Source organism: Litoreibacter sp. (assembly GCF_058136045.1).
In genome coordinates this window covers 294,327-317,905 of the sequence record NZ_JBYVDD010000004.1, presented here as the reverse complement: position 1 = coordinate 317,905, position 23,579 = coordinate 294,327, and the positions used below count along the sequence as shown (strand labels likewise).

Here is a 23,579-nt window from a genome sequence, read left to right as displayed (position 1 = left end):
ACCCTTTTGGAAAAATGTGCAGCCCGTCTCATATAATTGTGTCGCGGTGCAAGTGAAAGGGGGGAGAGGTGTTTTGCGGATGAATCAATTTATTGAGTGGAGTTGAAATATTATTGCGCGCAGGACGCCCAAACGGTAAGACATTTTCAAACTAGGAGCTAAAATGGCCGTTTCAAAACTTGACGAGATCGACCGTAAAATCCTTGCAGAGCTGCAAGCCGACGGGCGAATGACCAATGTTGAGTTGGCCAAGCGTGTTGGCATATCTGCCCCGCCGTGTTTGCGTCGTGTCCGTACCCTAGAGGAATCGGGCTATATTCGCGGCTACCATGCAGATGTCGAGGGCCGTGCGCTGGGGTTCGAGGTCAAGGTCTTCGCCATGGTCGGGCTGCAAAGTCAGGCTGAAACCGATCTGTCGGCTTTTGAGGTTCGCTGTCAAGATTGGCCGCTGGTGCGCGAGTGCCATATGCTGAACGGCGAGGTCGATTTCATATTGAAATGCGTGGCTCCGGACTTGAGTTCTTTCCAAAGCTTTTTGACCGAGCAACTGACCTCAGCTGAAAACGTGGCCAGCGTAAAAACATCGCTGGTGATCCGGGTCGCAAAAGATGATCCGGGCGTGCCGTTTGAGGTTGTGGAAGAGCGTTTAGCCCAGATTAGCTAGGCCTAGGCACCCTCGCGCAAGGCCCGCACTTCGAAGCTGGTTAGGCGTTGGATGAGATGTTGCCCAAAGAAGTTCAACCCACGCGCCTGCGGAAATAGCCGTAGTAATGAATACAGCATTTCGTCATCCAGCAAAGTTTCTGCATGCGGTCCGGGGTGGAAGCTTTCCAATTCGATCCCGTTGACCTTGATTGTGGCCTGTCGATCGAACCCAAGGTTGTAGACCGATACAGGCGAGGCGGGCTTGACCGAGAACACGGCCATACCATCCTCAAAAGCGCGCACTGGGGCAAAAGCCATCTCTAAGCCAAAGAGTGACCGACAGGCTGCGTGTCGCATCAAAATATGGGCGCGGGGGGCCAGCAATAAGTCTTGCTCAGGCTTTGCCAGCCCAAACGCGTCGGTGGTGACACGAAATAACATGCCGCGATCGGGGGTTTGTGCCTCGCGGATGGACATCTCGTAAGACCCTATCCACTGCACCGGAATAGGTCCGTATTCGGAGGTGATTACGTGCATGCCGGGGATTAAATCTTCGACCGCGACCAGGCCTTGATCTGTGGCGACCAAGGCACCGCGAGCCATACTGGCACAGGCACTTTCAATCACCGGAACGCAGGGGGCAACAACGGTGTCAAACCGCGCCTCACCTTGGCGCGTAAGCCACGCAATATTGTAGGGGCGCGACATAGCATGCGTGCGCGGGCGTTGGCCTTCGCCATAGGTCAGCGACTGTCCATGTGACGCGATGGAGGCGTTAATATGTGCGGAGGCATCCGTATAATAAGTCATGCGCGTCCCTTTTTGGGTCTTGGCGTGACTGCGTCGGCCCCCACCGGCGCGCAGAACTTGCTGTAAAATATATTCAAACAATGGCCAGCATCTCGCCGCAAAGTCAAATATCTAGCCCTAATGGCACCGTGGTTTGGGTTAATCAGGGGGCAACGCCGCGACTGTTTCGCGTTAAGGCGTTGTCGCGTCATATTCCAACATCTGATTGCAGCATGATGCCATGGACAGGCGCGAATCGGTCTGTCACAACGGGCTCACCACCAGCAAGATTAAAAGACACCTATAAAACGAGGCGCAGGGTGCAACTGTCGAGTAAAGATCAGATTTTGAAGGTCATGGCGCTGACCCGCTTTCACTTCGTGGCGGGCATGCCAAAATCTGGGGCGCGTTGCTTGGCTAATCTATTGGCACAAAATTCCCGGTTTGAAGTGGTGAATGACAGCCCTGCCGAGCAGGTGTTTGATTTGTTGCAAGATGAGACGGCGCCATCCGCGGGTCGCCTGTCTGAGTTGGGATGCGATACGAAAACTGCGTTGCTGCGCAGTGCGTTGGATGCAGTCCACCACGCGCGCCCGCTGGATGCGACGGTGGTCGATAACAATCCGGCTTGGTTGCCTCATATTCCTGCCTTGGCCGAAATCATGCCCTTGTCGCGGTTTGTCGTCATGGTGCGTGATCCGGCAAAAATTGCGGCAGAAATGGCCGGGGAGAATGGCGACGCCAAAGCTCCGTCGTCTTTGATGGCGCAAGATGGTGCGATCGGCGCGCCATTGCGCCATATTCAAGCTGCGTTAAATAGCCCTGAGGCCGAGCGGCTTTTGTTGATTGATTACGACCGTCTTCTGGCTGACCCCGAACGGGTGCTTGCGGTGATGTATGGCTTCTTGCGCGAGGCTGTATTTACGCATGATTTACGTATGCTCCCAAAGATAGAAACACATCCTTTGGTTGCGTCGGGGCGCTTTGAGCGGCGGGTCGTTGCATTCAAAAAGTCACTGACACGCCGCCCGGCTCAGGCAAACTTGCCGATATGGCGCCGTAGCCCCGGCACATCAGCGACGATGTTACTATCGGAAACAGGTTAATGGTGCAGCTAAATCCACAGAAAATTAAGGCGCTGTTTGCAAAAGCACGCGCTGCCCAACAAAAAGGGCAGCTGGACGAGGCTGAGCGTGCCTACAAGCGCCTGTTGCGTGACGGCCCGAAACTTGCCGAGGTGTACTTCAATCTGGGGGAGGTTTTTGCGCAGCGTGGAAAGATCGCTCTTGCGGCTGAACACTTTGAACGGGCTTTAAAACTGCGCCCAAATGAGGCCGCGATCTGGGTTAGTTACCTGAATTTAGCGAGCACCCACCCTAACCCGAAAAACTTTGATATCTTACGAAATCGAGCGGCACCGGTTTTGGCAAAGACAGCCGTATTTTCTTATTTCGAAGGGCTGGCCGCGCAGCGCGACGAGGCTTGGAGCAAGGCCGCAGCATTCTTTAAGGCCGCATTGGATGGCGGGGTTCGCCAAATTCGCGCATATGCAGAATATGGCGGGGTGCTGGCGGAGTTGAAACAATATGATCTGGCGATTGAGCAGTTTGATGTTGGCCTCGCGAAGTCCCCAAATAGCGAGATGTTGCTGTTTCGCAAAGCAGGGCTTTTGCAAACAATGGGCCGCATTGAAGATGCCCGTGCTGTCGCGAAACGCGCAATGGCAGTCGCGCCTCGCGCTGGGGCAAGCTTTGCGCTTTATGCGTCCGTGACCAAGATGGAGGCGGATGATCCCTATATTGGCCAAATGAAATCCGCGTTGAAAACCAAGCGTGCAGGTGAACGTGACATTCCAGCGTTTGGGTTTGCCTTGGCTAAGGCAATGGAAGATAGCGGTCAGTCAGATCGCGTATTTTCCTATTTGAAACAGGCCAATGACGCTATGGCGCGGGCTTATCCTTATGATGTTGATACAGTCCGTAAAAACGCACAGCGGGTGCGAGATTTGTTCGAAAAATTCAAAACCGGTGACGCGCCCAGCAGTGACGCCGCCCCGATCTTTGTGACAGGTGCCCCGCGTTCTGGCACAACTTTGGTGGAGCAAATCTTGGCATCGCACTCGATGGTCGAGGGCGGTGGTGAATTGGGGATCATACAGCCTAAATTTGATGCGCTGCTGATCTCTGAGCAAAGCGAAAACGCGGTGAGTGGCACGCAGCTTTTGGCGGCTTGTAAGGCCGCGGCTGATGACTTTGGTGCCTATATTGCGCAGCAATTTCCTGATGCGGCGATGATCACGGATAAGTCAATTTCAAGCTATGCATTTATGGGGTTTATGGCACAAGCCATGCCCAATGCTCGGTTTGTTGTCGTGCGCCGTGATCCCCGTGATAACGCGTTGTCGATCTATAAAAACCAGTTTCGTGATGGGCTGCATCGTTATGCCAGCAAGCTTGAGAACATTGCGTTTTTCTTGCGAGAATTTGATAAAATGGTGGGGTTTTGGCGCGATCAATGCCCGGATGCTTTTTATGAAATCCGTTATGAAGATCTCGTCACAAACCCAGAGGCGCAATCCAAAGCATTAGTGGCGGCGGTCGGATTGGATTGGGAGGATGCGTGCCTTTCCTTCTACAAGACGAAACGCGAAGTCCGCACACTTTCAGCGGCTCAAGTGCGCCAGCCGATGTATACGTCCTCAGTCGGAGCGTGGAAGCGGTTTGAAGCTGATATTGCCCCGTTTTTAAAGGCTTATGGTCCGATTTGATTGGGCCAGTTTAGGCGACCTCAGTCTAGTGCAAGCACAGGAGGCGAAAAAGCTCCCATGTAGGGTGCTGAATTCGCGTTGCCATACCTTGAACTAAGATGCGGCTTGGCGTGGCAGGCGTACGGCACGATTGACTGATGCGTTTTGCGCCCCTTGAGTTTGCAAAATCTTGGCAAGCCCTGGCGATTCAATTGCCAAACGCTGTTTCCAGTCAGGGCGGTTTCCCCGCGCCCATGGCATGGTTACATTTGTGCGCGCGCTCTCTTCAAGAACCCAAGTCATCCAGCGGTTGTTTTTGCCCATTTTTTTGCTCCGTTATTATGTGTCGGCTTCAGTTGATAGAGGTGCCAGCTACTTTGGTGCAGCCTTCCGACCTCATCTGATGAATTCGTGTCCCGCTTTGGGACGCTCTCAATTCACCACTTCAATGGGGCATCAGCATGTCGTGATTTAAAGTTTTCTAAATTTTTCTGAAGATGATTGTGGCGCAGTACGACACATAGGCTGAGCCCGGCAAAGGCCAGCAATTCAAGGGCGTATGAGGTTAATGTTTCCATGCCCCGAGTCGTAACAGCTAGAGTTTAAGGCGGGATTAAGGCCGTGAAATGCCACGTCACCGTCACGTTTTGCGAAACAACAGCCGGATCACAGCCGGATTGTTGCGATTAACCTGCCGTAATCGGCTTCACCGTGGTGAACGCTACGGCGGTAGGAAAAGAACCGCCTCGCGTCACCATAGGTGCAATGACGTGTCCATTCGGCTTGAACGCCCGCAGAGCGCAGCCGGTGCAGCCCGTAACCCGGCAGATTAAACTGCATCTTATCCCCTTGGCCGTTTGCAAAGAATTGCGCGTTGTCGGGGTCGGCGTCGCAGAAACGCTCGAAATATTCTTGCCCAACCTCATAGGCGGCTTGGCTAATGCACGGCCCAATCACGGCTTGGATGTTTTCGCGCGTGGCACCTAAGCCGACCATGGCTTTGATCGTATTCTCGAGCACACCAGCCATTGCACCACCCCAACCTGCATGAGCCGCGCCGATCACGCCTGCATTTGTGTCGGCAAATAACACGGGCTGACAATCTGCTGTTAGAACTCCAAGGGCCAAACCCGGTGTGGATGTCACCATCGCGTCAGCTTTGGGTTTGTCCACAATCGGGGCGTCCACAACAACCACATCGGCAGAATGGCATTGGTGCAGGGTTATCAGGTGGTCATGCGCCACATCCATGGCACCGGCCACACGCGCGCGGTTGATTTGCACGGCATCTGATTGATCGGATGATCCTTGGCCACAATTTAGCCCCTCAAACACCCCGGAAGATGCCCCACCTTTGCGGGTGAAAAACCCGTGGCGTATAGGGGATAAAATATCGGCGGTCAGGATTTCCAAAGTCATGCGGGGCTCGCTTGCTCAAAGCCGGGGGGCAGGGGCGCGCCGTTTGGCGCAAGGGCAATTGCTTTGAACAGGCTCCCCATTTCTGCCGGGTGCGTCAAGCGTCTATGTGCGGCGATGTGGTTATCGAGCGTATCGCCATGCATATTTCGCGCCAAAGCTTGGGCGCGTTGGGTGATGCCTAGATGCTCCAGCAGCACGCCTTGCGTCGTCATCGCGCTGGTCTGGCAGTGTGGTGCTGCCATCGAGAGCGCCTCGAAATCTACATGTGCGGTCAAATCGGCCATGCCGGGGCGCGCCAACGGGTCTACTGGTGCGTGGCTTTCTAGCGCTTGAAATGTATCGCCCAGCGAGTGCCAGTTGCCGTAATCTATGATCAGCGCTGCGCCGCCTTGTGCCACGCGCGATGCGATTTCACCCATGATTGGCGCAGCAGAGGGGCAGATTTCTACGACATCACCTGCGCGAGTGTCCTCTAGGCGGTGCGATAAAGCGTCCACGGGAGCCTCGCCGGTGCGCCCAAAACATAAGACGTCATTGTCGAAGCTAACATGGCGTTCGCTCCAGCCGGATTTGGCGCGGATGAATTGGCGAATGGGCAGGGCGTCGAAAAACTCATTGGCCAGCAGCAGGATCGGGCCATCGGGCAGCTCGCCTGCGTGATCGACCCATGTGACATCTGCATCATGTAAAGTGTCAGCTTGCACGCCGCGCAAATGGGCGCTGGCCTCGACCAAAACCACCTTGCGCGCAAATCCCGGTACTGCCTTGGTGGCGCGCAGCACGTCGCGCATCAAAGTGCCACGACCGGGGCCGATCTCGGCCAAATAGGCGTCGGGCTGGCCTTGGTCCATCCATGCTTGTGCCAGACACAGGCCCAGCAACTCGCCAAACATCTGGCTGATCTCGGGGGCGGTTATGAAATCACCCGCCGCGCCGAACGGATCACGCGTGGCATAGTAGCCGTGTTCGGGGTGCAGCAGGCAGGTCTGCATATAGCTGGCCAAATTTATCGGCCCGTCATGGGCGATTTGGCGTATCAACAGATCGCGCAGGGCCGTCATAAGGCTTTGGCGCGTTTAATCATCCACAGGCCAAGCAAGATCATCGGGACCGATAGGATTTGCCCCATCGTCAACCCGTAGCCGCCTATGTGCCATGCCAAGCCCAGCGGGTTGCCCAGCGTGACAAATTGCGCGTCTGGTTGGCGGAAGAATTCGACAAAGCAACGTGCCAATCCGTAGCCGGTCAGGAACACACCTATCATGGCACCGGGGCGCATCAGCCAGCCGCGCCGGTAGGCAAGGAATAGCATAATTGTGCCCAGCAGCAGGCCTTCTAATGCGGCCTCATAGAGCTGCGAGGGATGGCGCGCGCACAGGCCCAGCACATCCGGACAATTTTGCGCGCTTTGTCCGGGGAAGATGAACGCCCATGGCACATCGGTGGGGCGGCCCCACAGCTCTGCGTTGATGAAGTTGGCGATGCGCCCCAGCATCAACCCCCACGCCGAGGAGACCGCTACCGCGTCCCCAACACGCAAAGCAGGCAGCTTGTATTTCCAGCAATAGAGCAGCCCCGCAACAACAACCCCAAGGAAGCCACCATGGAAGGACATGCCGCCCTCCCAGACCTTCAAAATATCACCTGGATTGGCAAGGTAATAGCCCGGCTGATAGAACAGAACAAACCCCAAACGCCCACCAAGAACGACCCCTAAAATTATCCATGTCAGCAAGTCTTCGGGCTGCTCTTTGGTCATTGGCGCGCCGCCAGTGCCCCAAAGGTCTGGCCGCTTTACCAGCCCGACCACGATGCGCCACGCGATCACCAACCCGGCGATATAGGCCAGCGCATACCAGCGCAGTGCAAAGGCAAAGCTGCCCAGCTCGATAGTGAAAATCTCGGGCGCGATATCGGGGAAGGGGAGGGCAAATATTGTCATGCGCGTTTGGTGCGCTGCCCCTGCGGCGAAGTCAACCTTGTGCATAACACCATGCCGCCCCATATAGAGGGAACACACGAAGGAGTGACCCTATGCAGACCCGCAACAAGTTTTTCGACGACATGTCGCAACTGATGACCAACGCTATGGGCGTGGCGCAAGGGGCTAAGTCTGAGGCCGATAATGCCATAAAAGGTGTTATGGATCGCTGGCTGGCAGATCGTGATTTTGTAACTCGCGACGAGTTTGAGGCCGTGCGCCTGATGGCTCAAAAAGCCCGCGAAGAGAACGCGACATTGCTTGCGCGCCTAGATGCGCTTGAGGCCAATAAAAAGCCCGCAGCGAAGAAGAAACCAGCGGCTGCGAAATCCTGATCCTACCTTCTATGGCTTGATGCTGGGGGCGAGTTTGTGCCTTAGCCAGCCATGAAGTATTCAATCTCAGTGTAAATAATGTTTCATGGAACGGATCAGCCTTTTGTTACTTTCCCAACGGATCCGTAACCGTGTCATCGAGTTGTTGGAGTTACATTCTTCGTTGGAGGACCTCGCCAGATTAGGAGCTTTTGAAGTGGTGTGCATGGTGGATGACTGTCTGCCGCTGAACTACGACGAGGCGCCCAAAGTGTTCAGCACAAGAGAAAAAGAAACTATTGCCGAGTTTATAAAACTTGCCGATGCCGCTACCAGTATTACGGCAGAAAACACTTGGGATATACAGTGGTTCAAAAGCTCAAGGGAATGGCTTCATCTTTCTGAATTCGCGATACAATCACTTGGCATATTTCTAGACCGAGGCCGGTTTTCTGAAGAAAATGAAGAGCCATCTTTGAGGTAATCCATACTCACTTGGGTTCGAAGCGATCGCTTCGAATTTGAATGCGGAGCCTCGATAGCCCAGTGTTCGGGCGTGTTGTTGGCCTGCTGGAATGTGGTTTTAAGCGCCAAAAAATGACCCTCGAAGAATTCCTAATTACGGGCTGAATGCGCCCGAAATGCCTAATTTATATGAGTTTGAAGGCTATTTGAAGGATTTTCTCAAGCACCCCTCAAATTTTTCGCCAATTTTGGTCGTTCCGGGAAAGCCCACTTTTGGCGAATACTTCTTTCTCGTTACGGGTGGATAGGGCGCGGATAGGGCATTGTCCGCGCGTCGTGGCCCGATTAGGCTTGGGGTATGGAATCGACCCTAGACTTTCACACGGCCAAAGCGCTGTTGGAATGGCACGTTGACCTTGGCGCGGATGAGGCGATCGGGGATGCGCCAATCAACCGCTATGAGGTGCCCAAACAAGCGCCCAAAGCCGCGAAGGCGGCAGTGGTTGCCGCGCCCGTGGTGGCGCAGGCGGGGCCTGATCCGGTGGCCGTGGCGCGTGAGATGGCACAGGGTGCGCAAGACCTTGAGGGGCTGCGCGCGGCGATGGCGGATTTTGCGCATTGCGATCTGAAAAACGGCGCGCGCAATCTGGTGTTCTGCGACGGGGTGCCGGGGGCGAGGGTCATGGTGATCGGGGATGCGCCGGGGCGCGACGAGGACCGCAAAGGCGTGCCGCTCGTGGGCGCCGAGGGCCAGCTATTGGACGCCATGTTTGCGGCGATTGGGCATGGGCGTTCGGACAGTGAAAACCCGATTTATCTAACGAGTGCCTTGCCTTGGCGGATTTCGCGCAAGGGGGACCCGGACCCGGGTGATCTGGCGATGATGGCTCCGTTCCTTGAGCGTCATGTCGCATTGGCGAACCCGGATATTTTGGTAGTGATGGGCAATCATGCGTGCAGTGCGGTGCTGGGTCAAAAGGGCATTACCAAACTGCGGGGCAACTGGGCCGAGGCGCTGGGTAAACCTGTTTTGCCGATGCTACACCCGTCTTATTTGCTGCGTATGCCAAGCGCCAAGCGAGAGGCTTGGGCCGATTTATTGAGCCTGCAAGCCAAGTTACGTGCGCTTGCAAAATAAGAGAGCAAGGAAGACGCCATGAGCCGCATTGACGAGACGATGGATTTTGTGCCGGTGCGCATTGCAGTGCTGACGGTATCAGACACGCGGAAAATCGAGGATGATAAATCCGGTGATGTTTTGGAGGAGCGGCTGACGGCGGCGGGGCATGTTTTGGCGGCACGCCATATTTTGCGTGACGAGCGGGATCAGATTGCGGATCAGTTGCGCGCGTGGTGTGCGGACCCTGACATTGACGTGGTGATCTCGACCGGCGGCACTGGTTTGACGGGGCGCGACATTACTGTCGAGGCGCACCGCGATGTATATGAAAAAGAGATCGAGGCGTTTGGAACGGTGTTTACTATAGTGTCGATGAAAAAGATCGGCACCTCGGCAGTGCAAAGCCGTGCCACGGGCGGGGTGTCTAACGGCACGTATCTGTTCGCGCTGCCCGGCAGTCCCGGCGCGTGCAAGGACGCTTGGGACGAGATTTTGTCGCTGCAATTGGATATTCGCCATCGGCCTTGCAACTTTGTTGAGATTTTTCCGCGATTGGACGAACACAAGCGACGGAAATAACATTTTGGCACGTTTAAGGTAGACGGATTGGACGCGGGGCGGCTCGCGCCCTACATATATACTGTATTTTTCGGAGCTTATCTGCATATGCGATTCTTCCGCCGCAGCCTTGTTGGCTTGTTTCTAATGGCCTTAACCGTCGGACTTTTAGCCGTGGGGGGCAGCATGGTGTCGAGCGCCTTGCAGGAGCGGTTGGCGCGCGAAAGCGGGTCGCGGCCTGCGCGCGAACGGGTGTTCTCGGTGAATGTGGTTGAGATCGTGCCTCAAAGGGTGACGCCTGTGCTGACCAGTTTTGGCGAAGTGCGCTCGCGGCGGACGCTTGATTTGCGCGCGCCTTTGGGGGGTACGGTTGTAGAGCTGGCAGCGGAATTCCAAGAAGGTGGCACGGTTCAAAAAGGCCAACTTTTGGCGCGCATTGATCCCGCGGACGCACAAACCGCAGTGGATGTTTTGCGCACCGATGTGACCGAGGCCGAGGCAGATTTGCGCGAGGCGGGCAATGCGTTGGCACTGGCCGAGGATGATTTGGGTGCGGCGCAAGAGCAATTGGCCTTGCGAAACCGCGCGCTACAACGCCAGCGTGACCTCAAAGAGCGCGGTGTTGGCACCGAGGCCTCGGTGGAGACCTCCGAATTGGCAGATGCGAGCGCCAAACAAGCGGTGCTGTCACGGCGCCAAGCCATTCAGCAAGCGCAGGCGCGGGTGAGTCAGACCCAAATCTTGATCGAGCGACGCCGTATTAATTTGACCAATGCCGAGCGGTTGCTGGCCGATACTGAGATGTTTGCGGCTTTTGACGGGCGTTTGTCCGGCGTGACGATCACGCAGGGCGGACTTGTGGCCAACAACGAGCGGCTGGCGGAATTGATTGACCCTGACGCGTTGGAAGTGTCGTTTCGGGTCTCGACCGCACAATATATCCGCCTGCTAAACGAAGACGGCGAGTTGCTGGAAACCCCGGTGCAGGTGACGTTGGAAGTGTTTGGAACCGACCTTAGTTTTGACGGCCGTCTGACCCGCGAAAGTGCTGCGGTGAGCGAAGGCACAACGGGGCGTTTGCTGTTCGCGGTGTTGGATGACACGCGGGGACTGCGGCCCGGTGATTTTGTGACTGTGGCGATTGACGAGGCGAAGTTGGAGCAAGTTGCGATGATCCCTTCGACGGCTGTGAACGCGTCAGGTGCGGTTTTGGTTCTGGGGGATGATGACCGGTTGGAGGTTGGCGAGGTTCAGGTTCTACGTCGGCAAGGAGATGATGTGATTGTGCGCGCACGCGGCTTGCAAGGGCGTGAAATCGTGGCAGAACGCTCGCAATTGTTGGGCGCTGGTATCAAGGTGAAGCCGTTGCGCGGTGCGCGTGTGATGCCTGAAGCCCCTGAGATGGTGACGTTGGACGCCGAGCGCCGCGGCAAGCTGATTGCCTTCGTTGAGGCGAACACCCGCCTCCCCAAAGACGTGCGCGAGCGGATGTTGTCAAAACTGGCTGAACCCGAGGTTTCCGCCGAGATGATAGAGCGGCTGGAACGCCGCATGGGCAGCTAGGGTATGGGCGGGGTGCTGTCGTATTTCACCCGTCACCGCACGGCGGCGAACCTGTTACTGGTGATAATGTTGGCCATGGGTGTGGTCGCAGCACCGCGCATGAACACCCAGTTTTTTCCCGATGTGGTTATTGATAACGTGGCTGTCAGTGTCCGGTGGGAGGGGGCGGGAGCCGACGACGTGGACGGGGCCATCGTGCAATTGCTGGAGCCGGTCTTGCTGGCGGTGGAAGGCGTGGAAAGCTCCTCTTCGCGGTCGCGCGAAGGCAGCGCCAACATCGACTTAGAGTTTGAAGCCGGTTGGGATATGGGGCGCGCTGCGGACGAGGTTCAGGTGGCCGTCGATAGCATTTCCACCCTACCCGACGACGCAGAGGAGCCAAATGTGCGACGCGGCGCGTGGCGCGACCGGGTGACGGATGTGGTGATTACCGGACCGGTGTCTGTCGACCAGTTGGGCCGGTTTGCCGATGAGTTCGTCACCCGTTTGTTTGCCGCAGGTGTCACGCGGGCTAGCATACGTGGCGTGGCCGCGCCAGAGACGGTGGTAGAGGTTTCGTCGCTGTCCTTAATCCGCAACGATGTGACCATGGCGCAGATCGCGGAGGCCATTCGTGGCGAGGCATCCGCCGATCCCGCCGGTGACGTGGCCGGGGCCAATGCGCGGGTACGTACAGGTGTGGCCAAGCGCAGCGCGGACCAGATATCGGACATTGTATTGCGGCCAAATGCTGACGGGTCAAAGTTGATAATCGGCGATGTGGCGGCAATTTTTGTGGGCGGAACTGACCGCGAGCGCGCTTACTTTGTGGGCGAAAACCCAGCGATATCTATTCGGGTGGACCGATCCAGTCGCGGCGACGCCATCGAGATACAGGCACAGGTGCAAAGGGTCGCAGATGACTTGGAGTTGACGTTGCCTGAGGGCACCAAGGTGCAGCTGATCCGCACAAGGTCCGAGGCAATTTCCGGTCGGCTGAATATCTTGCTCGACAACGGGTTGGTGGGGCTTGGGTTGGTTGTATTGCTGCTGTTTTTGTTCCTGAACGCGCGCACCGCCTTCTGGGTCGCGGCGGGGATACCTGTCGCCATGTTCGGGGCCATCGGCTTGATGTATGTGGCCGGGATTACCATCAATATGGTGTCTCTGTTCGCGCTGATTATCACCTTGGGCATTGTGGTCGATGACGCGATTGTCGTGGGTGAGCACGCGGATTTTCGGGCTCATACATTGGGGGAAGATCCTGCCACTGCCGCCGAAAATGCGGCGCGACGCATGGCGCAACCGGTGTTTGCTGCAACGATCACCACGATCATTGCGTTCTTTGGCTTGGTGGCCGTGGGCGGGCGGTTTGGCGACTTGATCTCCGACATCCCGTTCACGGTGATCGTGGTGCTGATTGCCTCGTTGATAGAGTGCTTTTTGATCTTGCCCAATCACATGTCCCACGCGCTGGCCGCCGTCGCGAAAGAGCGGTGGTATGACTGGCCGTCACGCACTGTCACGCGGGGCTTTAACTGGCTGCGCGACAACGCGTTTCGCCCGTTTATAGCGGGGGTGATTTGGGCGCGTTATCCGGTCATGGCGGGGGCGGTTTTATTGCTGATGTCGCAGGCGTCCTTGTTTATCAAGGGTGACGTGACATGGCGGTTCTTTAACGCGCCGGAGCGCGGGTCAATCTCTGGGAACTTCTCGATGTTGCCGGGAGCAACGCGCGATGACACGCTTGAGATGATGCGTGAAATGCAACGTGCAACCAATGAGTTAGCCCAAAAATATGAAACTGAACACGGCCGTAATCCGATTGATTTTGTACTGGCCGAGGTCGGTGGCACAACGGGGCGTGGCCTTGCGGGGCAAGAAACGAAGGACGCGGATCAGCTTGGCTCTATCGCGATTGAGCTGATTGATGCGGACCTGCGGACATATTCCAGTTTTCAGTTTGTGGGCGAGTTGCAAGACGCGGTGCGCCGCCATCCGATGTTGGAGGCCGTGAGCTTCCGGGGTTGGAGATCTGGCCCCGGTGGAGACGCGCTGGATGTGCAGATTTACGGGGCCGAAGCGGAGGTGTTGAAGCGCGCGGCCGAAGCGTTGAAGGCGGAGCTTTCGAAGTTTGGCGAGGTCTCGGCGCTGGAGGATGATCTGGCCTATGACAAGGAAGAGCTGATCCTTGATCTAACCGCGCAGGGGCAGGCTTTGGGCTTCACGATTGACAGTTTGGGGCGGGTGTTGCGCAATCGTTTGAACGGGATTGAGGCGGCGACTTATCCTGACGGGCCACGCTCCGCGGCGATCCGGGTGGAGTTGCCCAAGGGCGAGCTAACCGCTGACTTTCTTGACCGGACGTTCCTACGGGCAGAGGCGGGAGAGTATGTACCGCTAAGCGATATTGTGTCGGTTACCCGACAGTCAGGATTTTCCACTGTCCGGCGCGAAAACGGGGTGCGGCTGGTGTCAGTCACGGGTGATATTTCCGAAGATGACCCAACCCGCGCCGAAGAGATTATGACGGCGCTGCAAGAGGTGATTTTACCGCAAATCGAGCAAGATTTTGGCGTGGCTACGCGGCAGTCGGGACTGGCCGAGCAGGAGGCCGACTTCCTAACCGACGCGGGACTTGGCTTTTTGTTGTGCCTGATCGGTATCTATTTAGCGTTGGCTTGGGTGTTCTCTAGCTGGACGCGGCCCTTGGTAATTATGCTGATTATTCCCTTCGGGCTGGTTGGCACGATTTACGGCCACAACGCATGGGGGGTGCCGCTGTCGATGTTCACGGTGGTGGGGCTGATTGGCATGACGGGGATCATCATTAACGATTCAATCGTGTTGGTGTCTACGGTGGATGAATACGCCCAAGAGCGGGGCCTGATCCCCGCGATTATTGATGGCACTGCGGATCGGTTACGCCCCGTATTGCTGACGACACTGACTACGGTTTTGGGGCTGGCCCCGCTGTTGTTCGAGACGTCTTCGCAGGCGCAATTTCTGAAGCCGACGGTGATCACCTTGTGCTACGGGTTGGGCTTTGGCTTGGTGCTGGTGTTGCTGGTTGTGCCGTCACTGATGGCAATGCAGGCGGATGTGTCGCGACAAATCTCGGCCTTGAGGCGGGCTGTCCGGTCCCGCACGAAATTGCGCTGGGTGAATCTTGGCCTAGGTGCTGTGGTCGTGGCGTGGTTCGCGGCAACTCTTGGAGTGGCGGTGTTCACAGGGGAGGCGGTAACATCTGCATTGGCGCTGTTTCTTGCGGGGACGGGGGGCTTGTTGTTTGCGAGCTGGTTGGTGGCGATGCTGGCGATTGGCTTTGCACGGGAAAAACAGGCTTAACGACATCCCATAATGTCGACAGCAGCCTGCGCAGTTAGGACTGTTAGGCGAAGCTGAGAGATGTTCACGGTGAAGGGCTTTCCGTCGGGGGTCGCCAGTCTGGCATGGGCGTGTAGTAGGTTGCCGTCACGCCGCAAGGTCGGCTCGCTGACCCAAACAGCAGGCTCGGATGGCTCGATGACCAAAGCCTCGTTTGCGCCTTCAAGCTGCGGCATGTCGATGGTGAGGTCTATTTGTGCGGTGCCTGCGTCGTACCGAATGCTGCACTCTACGTCTTTGACATAGGCCTGATCCGCCGGGGTCGGGTTGCTGCGAAGTGCGGCGCTGATTGCCGCGACGTCGGATGTTGTTTCGGAGTGTAGCGCTTGGTTCAACTGTAGGTGCACGGGGATGCAAATGTCACGGCAGACCCCGAAATCCAAGTAGCCCATGACGGCAATCGGGGCGACGGTTTTGGCCTCAAAGGCCAAAGGCACGATGAACTCGTCTTGGTAGCCAATTGAGCGAATGCCATTGATGTGGAACACTTTCGGCAAAGGCCATAAAATTTGAGCCGCCTTGAGGTTGGACGACCCTGACCAGTCCATATGGGTCGGCACGCCGCCGTCACCGGGCGTGCGCCAATAGGTTTTCCACCCTGGTGCCAGAGTGAATTTTAGCGCAGCCATATGGGTGCCATCTGCCTTGCGCCATCCTTGCAGGAAACTGACCTCAACCACATCTGACGCCGGACTGCCCAAAGATTGAGCCGATGCGGAGGGTGGCACAACCATCCCAACACACAGGGCGGTAAGGGCTGAAAGGAGGTGTTTGTAGGTCATGTAACCTCGATAGCGGGTGTCGATATGACAATAAACTCACATTTGAGCGAGATCGTGACATATCAACGCCCCCCGCAACGCTTGAATGCTGCGCCACGAGACGCCAGTTTGGGTACATGAGTTTTGATTCGACACAACTGGAAGGCAAGTTATTGATTGCCATGCCAGATATGGGTGATCCGCGGTTCGAGCGGTCAGTCATTTTCATTTGCGCCCACTCTAGCGAGCGCGCCATGGGGCTGATCGTGAACAAGCCCGCGCGAGACTTGAAATTCAGGGATCTGCTTAAGCAGCTTGATATTCCGACCACGGCGCGCGCGCGCCGGATACCGGTTCATGTGGGCGGACCGGTCGATTACGGGCGCGGATTCGTGCTGCACTCGCCAGACTATCGCAGCGAGGAGAGCACAATGATGATTGAGGGTGGCTATGGGCTGACCGCGACGCTGGATGTGCTGGAAGACATCTCGCAAGGCGAAGGGCCGGAGCAGTTTTTGCTGGCGATGGGCTATGCGGGCTGGGGGCCGGGGCAGTTGGAGGCGGAGATACAGCACAACGGTTGGTTGATCTGCGACGCGGACAGCGACCTGATTTTCAAAGGTGCAAACAGCGCCAAATGGTCGGGCGCGCTGGACTTGATGGGGATTAATCCGTTGATGTTATCGCCCAGTGGCGGCTCAGCTTGATCTGGGGGCGATTATCTGGGGGCGGCTGCCCGTGTTAAGCGGTCATTGATAGCAAGCCCAAGCCCGGTCATCGGGATCGGGGCAACGCAGATCGTAGTGTCGCCGTCTGCGCGTTGATCAATTTGGCGCAGCATTGCGAACAGGTTTGCAGCGGCTTCTTGTAGATCCCCAGCCCGCGATAAATTTAAGTGACCGTCAACGGCCCCAAACCCCAACATTAACGCGCCTTTGGTCTGGTTCAAAAGAACCGCAGCATTGGGGGCGTAGTGCGAGGTGAGTTGGCCGGGCGCGCTGGGCTTATCGGGGTTTAGGTCATCGGCTAGGCTGGTGCCGATGGCGGCCTCTAGGGCCTCGCGCGGCAAGCCACCGGGGCGGAGCAATTGCAAAGGCGTGGTGCCCACGATGGTGCTTTCCAAGCCGACTTGGCAGGGGCCGCCATCAAGTACGGCGTCGATGCGCCCAGACAAGCCCGCGAGGACATGCGCGGCGGTTGTGGGGCTGATTTGGCCGGACGGGTTCGCAGACGGCGCGGCGATAGGGCAATCCGCCTGTTCAAGTAGGGCGCGGGCCAAGGCCTGCGCGGGCACCCTAATTGCCACGGTGTCGAGGCCAGCGGTGACGAGGGATGACAGTCCGTGGCCCTCTTTCAACGGCACAACCAAAGACAGCGGGCCGGGCCAAAATGCCTGTGCCAAATTCAGTGCGTCATCGTTGAAGTGAGCCAGCGCCTGAGCGTGTTCAAGCGAGGCGACATGGACAATCAACGGGTTGAAGCTTGGCCGGCCTTTGGCGGCATAAATGGCCGCAACTGCCGCGCCATTGCGGGCATCCGCACCCAACCCATAGACAGTTTCTGTCGGGAATGCGACAAGTCGCCCGGACTGCAATAGATTAGCGGCTTGCGCTAAATTGGCGGGGGCGAGGGAGATTGTATCGAGGCTGGCCATGTATTTGGACCTGTTTTTGACGTTGCGTTCCGCTTGATGCCTTGAGGTGAGGGCGGCAAACTGCAAGCGGTTAATGTTTAACTCTTTTACTGATGCCGCAAAGCCTTGCAAAGCGGCGAAAATTTTTATGAGGATCGCGTATGCCTTACCGTGCACCAGCAGCCGACTACCAATTTCTATTTGATCATGTGGTGGGGCTGGAAAAGGTCACTGCAACAGAGCGGTTTGCGGAAGCTACTCCGGATATGGTTTCTGCAATTTTGGGTGAGGCGGCCAAGATGGCCGATGAGGTAATTGCCCCGCTGAACCGCAGCGGTGACTTGCACCCGGCGGTCTTGGAAAATGGCGTTGTGCGCACCTCTCCTGGGTTCGGGGATGGGTATAAAGCCATCGCGGAGGGCGGCTGGATCGGCATGGCCGCCAACCCGGAACACGGCGGCATGGGGCTGCCGTTCTCGTTGCAAAATGCGGTGAACGAGATGATTGGCGGCGGGTGTCTGTCGTTGCAATTGAACCCGCTGATGAGCCAAGGGCAGATTGAGGCGCTGGAGCACCATGCCTCGGATGCGATCAAGGACTTGTATTTGCCGAAGCTGATTTCCGGTGAATGGTGTGGCACGATGAATTTGACCGAGCCGCAGGCCGGATCAGATGTGGGGGCTTTGCAGTCGAAGGCTACAGATAATGGGGATGGCACCTATGCGGTCACCGGCCAGAAGGTCTTTATCAGTTGGGGCGACAATGATTTCAGCGAAAATGTGTGCCATTTGGTCCTAGCGCGGCTGCCTGACGGGGCGCCGGGCACGAAAGGCATTTCGCTGTTTATGGTGCCCAAGCTGATCCCGGATGAGAACGGCAAGCCGGGTGTGGCCAACACGTTGAAGGTGGTCTCGCTGGAACATAAAATGGGGCTGCATGGCTCCCCGACCGCGATTATGCAGTATGATGGTGCCACGGGCTGGCTGATCGGCAAACCGAATGGTGGCATGGCTGCAATGTTTACCATGATGAACAATGCGCGCGTCGGCGTCGGCGGGCAGGGCATTTGCGTGGCAGAGGCCGCGTACCAACATGCATTGGCCTACGCGCAAGATCGCAAGCAGGGTAAAACTGTGCAGGGCGACAGTATTTTGGGCCACGCCGATGTGCGCCGGATGTTGGCGGAAATGAAGGCAGATATCTTCACTGCCCGCGCTATTGCTACGGCTTGCACGGTGGCGATTGACATGCAAACCGCCACTGGCGCGCCGGAATGGGCCGCCCGTGCAGCATTGCTAACCCCGATTGCCAAGGCCTTTGGCACCGACACGGGTATTGCCGTGGCTGATCAGGGTATTCAGGTCCACGGGGGTATGGGATTCATCGAGGAAACAGGTGCCGCGCAATATCTGCGCGACGTCCGTGTGACTGCTATCTACGAGGGCACCAACGGCATTCAGGCCATGGACCTTGTGGCGCGCAAAATGATGGACGGCGGCGAAGCGGCCTATGCGCTGATCGACGAGATTGAGGCCTATGCGGATGGTTGCAAAGCTATTGTTCCTGCGCTAGCCGGTCCGGTTTTTACCGCTGCCGAGACGTTGCGCGAAGCCACCGAGTGGCTGGTGGAGCAGGAAATGAACGACCGTTTTGCCGGGGCTGTGCCGTACCTGCGCCTGTTCGCGCGGGTTTTGGGGGGCTACTATCACCTGTGTGCTGGGAATGCTGCGGGGCCGAGTTCGGACCGCGCTCGCATGGCAGCGATTTATGTGAACCGACTTTTGCCCGAGCATGGCGGACTGGCCGATCAGGTCCGTTTGGGGGCGGCTGATTTATATGCGGTGAGCGATGAGGATTTGGGCGGTTGAGCGGGAAGCTTAGCTACCCGTTCCCGGACATTCCCGCACAGGGAGAGGCCATTGAGGTCGCCGAGGGCATTTTATGGATGCGCCTGCCGCTGCCGATGAAGCTGGACCACGTAAACATTTATGCGCTGGATGATGGTGACAGTTGGACGGTTGTGGACACGGGTTTTTTTTCTAAGCCCGGCGTTGCTCTGTGGGAAAAAATGTTGGCGGGTCCCCTAAAAGGCAAGCCGGTTGGCCGCGTTATCGTCACGCATCACCACCCTGATCACATTGGCATGGCAGGCTGGTTTCAAACCGAGCATGGCGCGGAATTGGTTACCACGCGCACCGCATGGCTGATGGCGCGGATGCTGGTGCTGGACGAGCAGGATAGACCCACACCTGAGACGCTGAAATTTTGGCAGCATGCCGGAATGGACCCCGAGATTTATGCGCAACGCGCAGGTGAGCGCCCGTTTAACTTCGCCGATTGCGTGGCTTCGATGCCGTTGGGATATCGCCGTATTCGCGAGGGGGATAGCCTGCACGCGGGCGGGCGTGACTGGGTTGTTCGTATGGGCAATGGTCATGCACCGGAACATGCGACGCTATGGGCTGACGACGTGGTTTTGGGGGGCGATCAACTGCTGCCCTCGATCAGCCCGAACCTTGGGGTTTATCCGACCGAGCCGGACGCGGACCCGGTGGAAGACTGGCTTGAGGCCTGTGAGCGATTGGCGGCATTTGCCACGCCAGAGCAGTTGGTGCTGCCCGGTCACAAGTTGCCGTTCACTGGCTTGCCCACGCGGATGCGACAATTGATCGACAACCATCACGGCGCATTGGTGCGGCTGCTGAACTATATGGATACGCCGAAGACTGCGCATGAGTGCTTTTTGCCGCTGTTCAAGCGCGAAGTGCGTGGTGGCGAGTACGGTTTGGCGCTGGTCGAGAGCGTGGCGCATTGTGCTCATTTATATTTGGCTGGACAAGTTACCCGCACCCTGCGCGAAGATGGGGCTTATACCTATTTGCGCAAAGAGGCCTGATATATGGGCGATGAAATTCAGACCACCGCCGAGGTTGTAGAGGCTGCTGCCTTGCGTCGTGCAGGGGTGGTTCATGTGACTGACTGCGGCTCGACGCCAGAGCAAGAAGATTTGCCTGCGTCGGTCTCCAAGACCCCGATCGAGCAGAAATCCCCCGCCGAGTGGGCTTATGAGCGGTTGATTCTCTACATTAAGAACTTTGAGGAGAAGCTGGATAACGATCACGAGATTGCGATGGGGTTTGTCGGCGGTGATAGTGGCGTCATGCGTATCGAGGGTATTGGCTTTTATGCCCCCGACATCATCACCTTCTACGGTGCAGACCCGAGCGGCACACGCACTCAGCAAATCCAGCATGTCAGCCAGCTAAATGTGCAACTGCGGACCCTACCAAAAGAGGCGGACCAGCCAGAGCCGAACCGGATTGGCTTCCGGCTCGCGCGGGATTTAGAGGTCGGGTAGAGCGCCCGCGTCCCCCTGACGCGTGACAGTCCCGAAAAAATCAGCTACTCACAAAAAACACTATTCAACGGAGAGACCCAAATGGCTGAACACAAACAAGGTTCTATGGACATTACGGATCAAGAAAAGACCTTTGCGGCTTTTGTGAAGATTTCAACTTACTTCACCATTGGCGTCATTATTTTCTTGATTTTCCTTGCATTGGTTGGCGGCTAACGCGTTCTAATGAAACGGTTATTTTTATCTTTTGGGTTGGTTGCCTTCTTGGCGGCCTGCGGGGTCGAGAGCGTCTGGGCGCCGGATGAAGACATCCGGGGCAAGGCCTATCACCACCCCGGGCCGTCAACGCTGACCTTGATTACGGTGATTAACAACCGGTCCGGTGCAGGCGGGCATACGGGGCTACTTATCAACGGATCGCAGCGCGTGGTTTGGGATCCGGCGGGCACTTGGTGGAGCCCAAACGCGCCGGAACGCAATGACCTGCACTACGGGATGACGGACCGGATGGTCGACGTTTATGTCGACTACCACACCCGCGAAACCTACCGCACGGTCATTCAAGAGCTGCAAGTCTCGCCCGAGGTGGCAGAGTTGGCCTTGAATGAGGCCGCCGCCTATGGCGCGGTGCCTTCGGCAGCGTGTTCCTTGTCCTCCAGCATCATTTTGGGGCGGCTGCCTGGGTTCGAGAGCATCAAGACCAGCTACTTCCCGATCAAGACAATGGAAGCCTTTGCCAAGTTGCCCGGCGTGAAGACCCGCACGGTCTATGACGACGACCCCGACGACAACTCTGGCAAGCTGCCCGGCGGCGGGTGAAATCCCTGTCTTAGGTTGATCGGTCGGGGGCTGTATGCGGCTTTCCCTGACCTGTCTCGAGATAAGCTTTGAGGCTGTCGCGAAAGAAAAAATCCCAACCTGCCTGACAGACGTCGTAGCATAATAGTTGCGGGGTTAAGCCTGCGTGAACCATGGTGACACGCGTTTGGTTGCCATCGGGGACGAAATCCCAAGTCAGGGTCGTGCCGAGCCACTCGGTCTCGATCTCTTTTGGCTGGCCCTCATGGATATGTAGCGCATCGACGCATGTCATTTCGATGTGTGAATTTGGCTCAAGGCGGGTGGCTTCAAAGGCCCAATAGGATTGGCCGGGTGCGAAGGTGAATTTAGCCTGATCACCGACGGCTTTCAATGCGCGGTCGGGTGCTGTCCACCACTTGTCGTAGTTACAGGTGGCGGCACGGTAGCAGGTCGCGCTACTGGCTGCGGTTAAAAACGAGGCGGTGTAGTTCTCGGTGTTCATGGGATTGCGCAGGCCTTTTAGTGATGTGGTTTCTAGCTTTTATCGGGCCACTTTTGCGCATTGAAGTTTGGTTTGGAAAGTAGGCATATTTTTTGTATATAGCATTGGAAATCATACTAATGCTGGAAAACATGCATGAATGAAGAAAAGAAAAACCCCGTTTCAGTGGTGTTGCCTTGCCCTGCGCCTGTGGTGATTGGCATGATTGGAGGCAAGTGGAAGTTGCTGATTTTGCAAATACTGATTTTTCGAGGGACAAAACGGTTTGGAGAATTGCGCAAAATGATTGATGGCATCACGCAAACAATGCTGACAAATCAATTGCGCGCGCTGGAAGCCGACGGGCTTGTGTCGCGCAAGGTCTATGCAGAGGTTCCGCCGCGGGTGGAATATAGCGCGACCTCTGCGGGGTTGGGATTGGCCCCTGTTTTCACCTCGATGCATGATTGGTGGCAAGAGCATCTAGCGTAACCCATTCAGGCCTGCCCAAAAACAAACCCCCGCAGCGCGGTGCGCTACGGGGGCAGTTATTCTTGTGCTTGAAAACCGGGTTCTACCCGCCGTTTTCGCGCTGGAGCTTCTTACGAGCCAGCTTGCGGGAACGGCGAATTGCTTCGGCTTTCTCGCGTGCTTTCTTCTCAGACGGTTTTTCGTAATGTTGCTTGAGCTTCATTTCCCGAAAAACGCCCTCACGTTGAAGTTTTTTCTTCAAGGCGCGAAGAGCCTGATCGACGTTGTTGTCGCGAACGCTTACCTGCATGGTGTCACCACCTTCCTAGGTTAAAATTGCAAGATTGCAGGAAGGGGCCATATAGCAAGGGCGGCGGAACTTGTCTACAAGGGATGCAAGCACTCTGACAGGAGCCTGAAATGGATGATGCAAAAAACCGAATTCTAGATGCCAGTTTGGCCCATGTGACCTTTGACGGCTGGTCTAAGGAGACGTTTGAGGCCGCCTTGGTTGATAGCGGCGTGGAGGTGGGGCTGGCTCAGACCTTATTCCCGCGTGGCGCGTTTGATTTGGCTGTGGCGTTCCATCAGCGTGGCGACGCGCAGATGGTGGAGCGGTTGAAGACGGAGAACCTGCTGGCGACGCGTTTTCGCGACCGAATCGCGGCTGGTGTCAGGTTTCGCCTAGAGGCTGTGGGTGAGAATAAAGAGGCTGTGCGCCGGGGCACGGCCCTGTTTGCTTTGCCGTTGAACGCGGCGCAGGGTGCAAAGCTGGTTTGGGGCACTGCGGATGCGATATGGACCGCCTTGGGGGACCAATCGCAGGACCACAATTGGTACACCAAGCGGGCAACCTTGTCGGCGGTCTATGGCGCGACGGTTCTGTTTTGGCTGGGCGACGAGAGCGATGGCCATGCGGCAACTTGGGAGTTTCTCGATCGCCGGATTGAGAATGTCATGCAGTTTGAGAAGGTAAAGGCGCAGGTTAACGCCAGCCCCGTGGCGTCCAAGCTGTTGGCTGGCCCCAACTGGCTGCTGTCACGGCTGAAAGCGCCGGGGTCGGGATTCGATACTGATTTGCCCGGACATACGAATTCTAAGTAAGGAC

At 56.8% G+C, this 23,579-nt stretch carries 26 protein-coding genes; 17 read left to right on the top strand and 9 right to left on the bottom strand.

The annotated features are described in order from the left end of the window. Window positions 1-163 precede the first annotated feature (163 nt). Entirely contained in the window at window positions 164-664 is a 501-nt protein-coding gene (locus AC3Y7R_RS07000) for an Lrp/AsnC family transcriptional regulator (protein WP_490041308.1), read from the top strand. 2 nt (window positions 665-666) lie between these two features. Here the strand turns inward: AC3Y7R_RS07000 and AC3Y7R_RS06995 are convergent, their stop codons facing one another. Then, entirely contained in the window at window positions 667-1,455 is a 789-nt protein-coding gene (locus AC3Y7R_RS06995) for a Hint domain-containing protein (protein ID WP_490041307.1), read from the bottom strand. Between the two features lie 80 nt (window positions 1,456-1,535). Between AC3Y7R_RS06995 and AC3Y7R_RS06990 the strand changes: the two genes are divergently transcribed. After that, window positions 1,536-2,540 carry a sulfotransferase family protein gene (locus tag AC3Y7R_RS06990; RefSeq protein ID WP_490041306.1) on the top strand — a complete coding sequence of 335 codons (1,005 nt, stop codon included), beginning with the start codon at window positions 1,536-1,538 and terminating at the stop codon, window positions 2,538-2,540. Beyond that, entirely contained in the window at window positions 2,540-4,201 is a 1,662-nt protein-coding gene (locus tag AC3Y7R_RS06985) for a tetratricopeptide repeat-containing sulfotransferase family protein (RefSeq protein WP_490041305.1), read from the top strand. The genes AC3Y7R_RS06990 and AC3Y7R_RS06985 overlap by 1 nt, the downstream gene beginning before the upstream one ends. Before the next feature lie 93 nt (window positions 4,202-4,294). On the opposite strand, the gene AC3Y7R_RS06980 is transcribed toward AC3Y7R_RS06985, so the two are convergent. The 4 genes from AC3Y7R_RS06980 to lgt all read right to left on the bottom strand — a co-directional run bounded on the left by AC3Y7R_RS06980 (window position 4,295) and on the right by lgt (window position 7,586). Beyond that, window positions 4,295-4,504, bottom strand: coding sequence for a hypothetical protein (locus AC3Y7R_RS06980; RefSeq protein WP_490041304.1), 210 nt, complete (start codon window positions 4,502-4,504; stop codon window positions 4,295-4,297). 342 nt (window positions 4,505-4,846) lie between these two features. After that, window positions 4,847-5,599, bottom strand: coding sequence for a peptidoglycan editing factor PgeF (gene pgeF, locus AC3Y7R_RS06975; protein WP_490041303.1), 753 nt, complete (start codon window positions 5,597-5,599; stop codon window positions 4,847-4,849). Beyond that, window positions 5,596-6,660: a class I SAM-dependent methyltransferase gene (locus AC3Y7R_RS06970; protein WP_490041302.1), complete on the bottom strand. Its 1,065-nt coding sequence runs from the start codon at window positions 6,658-6,660 to the stop codon at window positions 5,596-5,598. Before AC3Y7R_RS06970 ends, pgeF begins: the two co-directional genes overlap by 4 nt. Then, window positions 6,657-7,586 (bottom strand): prolipoprotein diacylglyceryl transferase, encoded by a 930-nt coding sequence (gene lgt / locus AC3Y7R_RS06965; protein WP_490041301.1) that lies wholly within the window; start codon window positions 7,584-7,586, stop codon window positions 6,657-6,659. The genes AC3Y7R_RS06970 and lgt overlap by 4 nt, the downstream gene beginning before the upstream one ends. A 47-nt stretch (window positions 7,587-7,633) precedes the next feature. Between lgt and AC3Y7R_RS06960 the strand changes: the two genes are divergently transcribed. From AC3Y7R_RS06960 to AC3Y7R_RS06935, 6 genes are all read left to right on the top strand, one after another. Next, entirely contained in the window at window positions 7,634-7,915 is a 282-nt protein-coding gene (locus AC3Y7R_RS06960; RefSeq protein WP_490041300.1) for an accessory factor UbiK family protein, read from the top strand. A gap of 85 nt (window positions 7,916-8,000) precedes the next feature. Continuing rightward, window positions 8,001-8,378: a hypothetical protein gene (locus AC3Y7R_RS06955; protein ID WP_490041299.1), complete on the top strand. Its 378-nt coding sequence runs from the start codon at window positions 8,001-8,003 to the stop codon at window positions 8,376-8,378. 339 nt (window positions 8,379-8,717) lie between these two features. Further along, on the top strand, window positions 8,718-9,497 hold the full coding sequence (locus AC3Y7R_RS06950) for a uracil-DNA glycosylase (protein WP_490041298.1): 780 nt from the start codon (window positions 8,718-8,720) through the stop codon (window positions 9,495-9,497). Window positions 9,498-9,515: 18 nt separating this feature from the next. Further along, window positions 9,516-10,058: a molybdenum cofactor biosynthesis protein B gene (moaB, locus tag AC3Y7R_RS06945; RefSeq protein ID WP_490041297.1), complete on the top strand. Its 543-nt coding sequence runs from the start codon at window positions 9,516-9,518 to the stop codon at window positions 10,056-10,058. Window positions 10,059-10,145: 87 nt separating this feature from the next. Then, window positions 10,146-11,600 (top strand): efflux RND transporter periplasmic adaptor subunit, encoded by a 1,455-nt coding sequence (locus AC3Y7R_RS06940; protein ID WP_490041296.1) that lies wholly within the window; start codon window positions 10,146-10,148, stop codon window positions 11,598-11,600. Window positions 11,601-11,603: 3 nt separating this feature from the next. Further along, window positions 11,604-14,927, top strand: a complete 3,324-nt coding sequence (locus AC3Y7R_RS06935) for an efflux RND transporter permease subunit (protein ID WP_490041295.1) — start codon at window positions 11,604-11,606, stop codon at window positions 14,925-14,927. Here the strand turns inward: AC3Y7R_RS06935 and AC3Y7R_RS06930 are convergent. Next, window positions 14,924-15,748, bottom strand: a complete 825-nt coding sequence (locus AC3Y7R_RS06930; protein ID WP_490041294.1) for a protein-disulfide reductase DsbD domain-containing protein — start codon at window positions 15,746-15,748, stop codon at window positions 14,924-14,926. The two genes, AC3Y7R_RS06935 and AC3Y7R_RS06930, sit on opposite strands and share 4 nt — an antisense overlap. A gap of 116 nt (window positions 15,749-15,864) precedes the next feature. On the opposite strand from AC3Y7R_RS06930, the gene AC3Y7R_RS06925 reads away from it, so the two are divergent. Beyond that, on the top strand, window positions 15,865-16,434 hold the full coding sequence (locus AC3Y7R_RS06925; protein WP_490041293.1) for a YqgE/AlgH family protein: 570 nt from the start codon (window positions 15,865-15,867) through the stop codon (window positions 16,432-16,434). An 11-nt stretch (window positions 16,435-16,445) separates the two neighbouring features. Here the strand turns inward: AC3Y7R_RS06925 and AC3Y7R_RS06920 are convergent, their stop codons facing one another. Then, complete coding sequence (locus AC3Y7R_RS06920) at window positions 16,446-17,381, bottom strand: L-threonylcarbamoyladenylate synthase (protein ID WP_490041292.1); 936 nt, start codon at window positions 17,379-17,381, stop codon at window positions 16,446-16,448. 140 nt (window positions 17,382-17,521) lie between these two features. On the opposite strand from AC3Y7R_RS06920, the gene AC3Y7R_RS06915 reads away from it, so the two are divergent. From AC3Y7R_RS06915 to AC3Y7R_RS06895, 5 genes are all read left to right on the top strand, one after another. Next, on the top strand, window positions 17,522-19,228 hold the full coding sequence (locus AC3Y7R_RS06915) for an acyl-CoA dehydrogenase (protein ID WP_490041291.1): 1,707 nt from the start codon (window positions 17,522-17,524) through the stop codon (window positions 19,226-19,228). Then, a complete protein-coding gene (locus AC3Y7R_RS06910; protein ID WP_490041290.1) occupies window positions 19,225-20,256 on the top strand; it encodes an MBL fold metallo-hydrolase in 1,032 nt (343 codons plus the stop codon). The genes AC3Y7R_RS06915 and AC3Y7R_RS06910 overlap by 4 nt, the downstream gene beginning before the upstream one ends. Window positions 20,257-20,259: 3 nt before the next feature. Continuing rightward, window positions 20,260-20,718: a DUF6173 family protein gene (locus AC3Y7R_RS06905; protein ID WP_490041289.1), complete on the top strand. Its 459-nt coding sequence runs from the start codon at window positions 20,260-20,262 to the stop codon at window positions 20,716-20,718. Window positions 20,719-20,799: 81 nt separating this feature from the next. Beyond that, complete coding sequence (locus AC3Y7R_RS06900; RefSeq protein WP_490041288.1) at window positions 20,800-20,934, top strand: aa3-type cytochrome c oxidase subunit IV; 135 nt, start codon at window positions 20,800-20,802, stop codon at window positions 20,932-20,934. Between the two features lie 9 nt (window positions 20,935-20,943). Beyond that, complete coding sequence (locus AC3Y7R_RS06895; protein WP_490041287.1) at window positions 20,944-21,537, top strand: hypothetical protein; 594 nt, start codon at window positions 20,944-20,946, stop codon at window positions 21,535-21,537. Window positions 21,538-21,547: 10 nt separating this feature from the next. On the opposite strand, the gene AC3Y7R_RS06890 is transcribed toward AC3Y7R_RS06895, so the two are convergent. Then, window positions 21,548-22,021, bottom strand: coding sequence for an SRPBCC family protein (locus tag AC3Y7R_RS06890; protein WP_490041286.1), 474 nt, complete (start codon window positions 22,019-22,021; stop codon window positions 21,548-21,550). A gap of 135 nt (window positions 22,022-22,156) precedes the next feature. On the opposite strand from AC3Y7R_RS06890, the gene AC3Y7R_RS06885 reads away from it, so the two are divergent. Next, window positions 22,157-22,492, top strand: coding sequence for a winged helix-turn-helix transcriptional regulator (locus AC3Y7R_RS06885; protein ID WP_490041285.1), 336 nt, complete (start codon window positions 22,157-22,159; stop codon window positions 22,490-22,492). A gap of 82 nt (window positions 22,493-22,574) precedes the next feature. Here AC3Y7R_RS06885 and rpsU read toward each other — a convergent pair whose 3' ends face one another. Beyond that, entirely contained in the window at window positions 22,575-22,781 is a 207-nt protein-coding gene (gene rpsU / locus AC3Y7R_RS06880; protein WP_121023675.1) for a 30S ribosomal protein S21, read from the bottom strand. Between the two features lie 110 nt (window positions 22,782-22,891). Here rpsU and AC3Y7R_RS06875 point away from each other — a divergent pair, with 110 nt between their 5' ends. After that, on the top strand, window positions 22,892-23,575 hold the full coding sequence (locus tag AC3Y7R_RS06875) for a COQ9 family protein (RefSeq protein WP_490041284.1): 684 nt from the start codon (window positions 22,892-22,894) through the stop codon (window positions 23,573-23,575). Window positions 23,576-23,579 lie beyond the last annotated feature (4 nt).

Coding starts and splice junctions, on each gene's coding strand:
- AC3Y7R_RS06940 (WP_490041296.1), top strand. CDS start 10,146: ATGCGATTCTTCCGCCGCAGCCTTGTTGGCTTGTTTCTAATGGCCTTA.
- AC3Y7R_RS06915 (WP_490041291.1), top strand. CDS start 17,522: ATGCCTTACCGTGCACCAGCAGCCGACTACCAATTTCTATTTGATCAT.
- AC3Y7R_RS06955 (WP_490041299.1), top strand. CDS start 8,001: ATGGAACGGATCAGCCTTTTGTTACTTTCCCAACGGATCCGTAACCGT.
- AC3Y7R_RS06885 (WP_490041285.1), top strand. CDS start 22,157: ATGAATGAAGAAAAGAAAAACCCCGTTTCAGTGGTGTTGCCTTGCCCT.
- AC3Y7R_RS06890 (WP_490041286.1), bottom strand. CDS start 22,021: ATGAACACCGAGAACTACACCGCCTCGTTTTTAACCGCAGCCAGTAGC.
- AC3Y7R_RS06985 (WP_490041305.1), top strand. CDS start 2,540: ATGGTGCAGCTAAATCCACAGAAAATTAAGGCGCTGTTTGCAAAAGCA.
- AC3Y7R_RS06930 (WP_490041294.1), bottom strand. CDS start 15,748: ATGACCTACAAACACCTCCTTTCAGCCCTTACCGCCCTGTGTGTTGGG.
- AC3Y7R_RS06970 (WP_490041302.1), bottom strand. CDS start 6,660: ATGACGGCCCTGCGCGATCTGTTGATACGCCAAATCGCCCATGACGGG.
- AC3Y7R_RS06920 (WP_490041292.1), bottom strand. CDS start 17,381: ATGGCCAGCCTCGATACAATCTCCCTCGCCCCCGCCAATTTAGCGCAA.
- pgeF (WP_490041303.1), bottom strand. CDS start 5,599: ATGACTTTGGAAATCCTGACCGCCGATATTTTATCCCCTATACGCCAC.
- moaB (WP_490041297.1), top strand. CDS start 9,516: ATGAGCCGCATTGACGAGACGATGGATTTTGTGCCGGTGCGCATTGCA.
- AC3Y7R_RS06960 (WP_490041300.1), top strand. CDS start 7,634: ATGCAGACCCGCAACAAGTTTTTCGACGACATGTCGCAACTGATGACC.
- AC3Y7R_RS07000 (WP_490041308.1), top strand. CDS start 164: ATGGCCGTTTCAAAACTTGACGAGATCGACCGTAAAATCCTTGCAGAG.
- AC3Y7R_RS06935 (WP_490041295.1), top strand. CDS start 11,604: ATGGGCGGGGTGCTGTCGTATTTCACCCGTCACCGCACGGCGGCGAAC.
- AC3Y7R_RS06875 (WP_490041284.1), top strand. CDS start 22,892: ATGGATGATGCAAAAAACCGAATTCTAGATGCCAGTTTGGCCCATGTG.
- AC3Y7R_RS06905 (WP_490041289.1), top strand. CDS start 20,260: ATGGGCGATGAAATTCAGACCACCGCCGAGGTTGTAGAGGCTGCTGCC.
- AC3Y7R_RS06895 (WP_490041287.1), top strand. CDS start 20,944: ATGAAACGGTTATTTTTATCTTTTGGGTTGGTTGCCTTCTTGGCGGCC.
- AC3Y7R_RS06995 (WP_490041307.1), bottom strand. CDS start 1,455: ATGACTTATTATACGGATGCCTCCGCACATATTAACGCCTCCATCGCG.
- AC3Y7R_RS06950 (WP_490041298.1), top strand. CDS start 8,718: ATGGAATCGACCCTAGACTTTCACACGGCCAAAGCGCTGTTGGAATGG.
- AC3Y7R_RS06925 (WP_490041293.1), top strand. CDS start 15,865: ATGAGTTTTGATTCGACACAACTGGAAGGCAAGTTATTGATTGCCATG.
- AC3Y7R_RS06990 (WP_490041306.1), top strand. CDS start 1,536: ATGGCCAGCATCTCGCCGCAAAGTCAAATATCTAGCCCTAATGGCACC.
- rpsU (WP_121023675.1), bottom strand. CDS start 22,781: ATGCAGGTAAGCGTTCGCGACAACAACGTCGATCAGGCTCTTCGCGCC.
- lgt (WP_490041301.1), bottom strand. CDS start 7,586: ATGCACAAGGTTGACTTCGCCGCAGGGGCAGCGCACCAAACGCGCATG.
- AC3Y7R_RS06980 (WP_490041304.1), bottom strand. CDS start 4,504: ATGGGCAAAAACAACCGCTGGATGACTTGGGTTCTTGAAGAGAGCGCG.
- AC3Y7R_RS06900 (WP_490041288.1), top strand. CDS start 20,800: ATGGCTGAACACAAACAAGGTTCTATGGACATTACGGATCAAGAAAAG.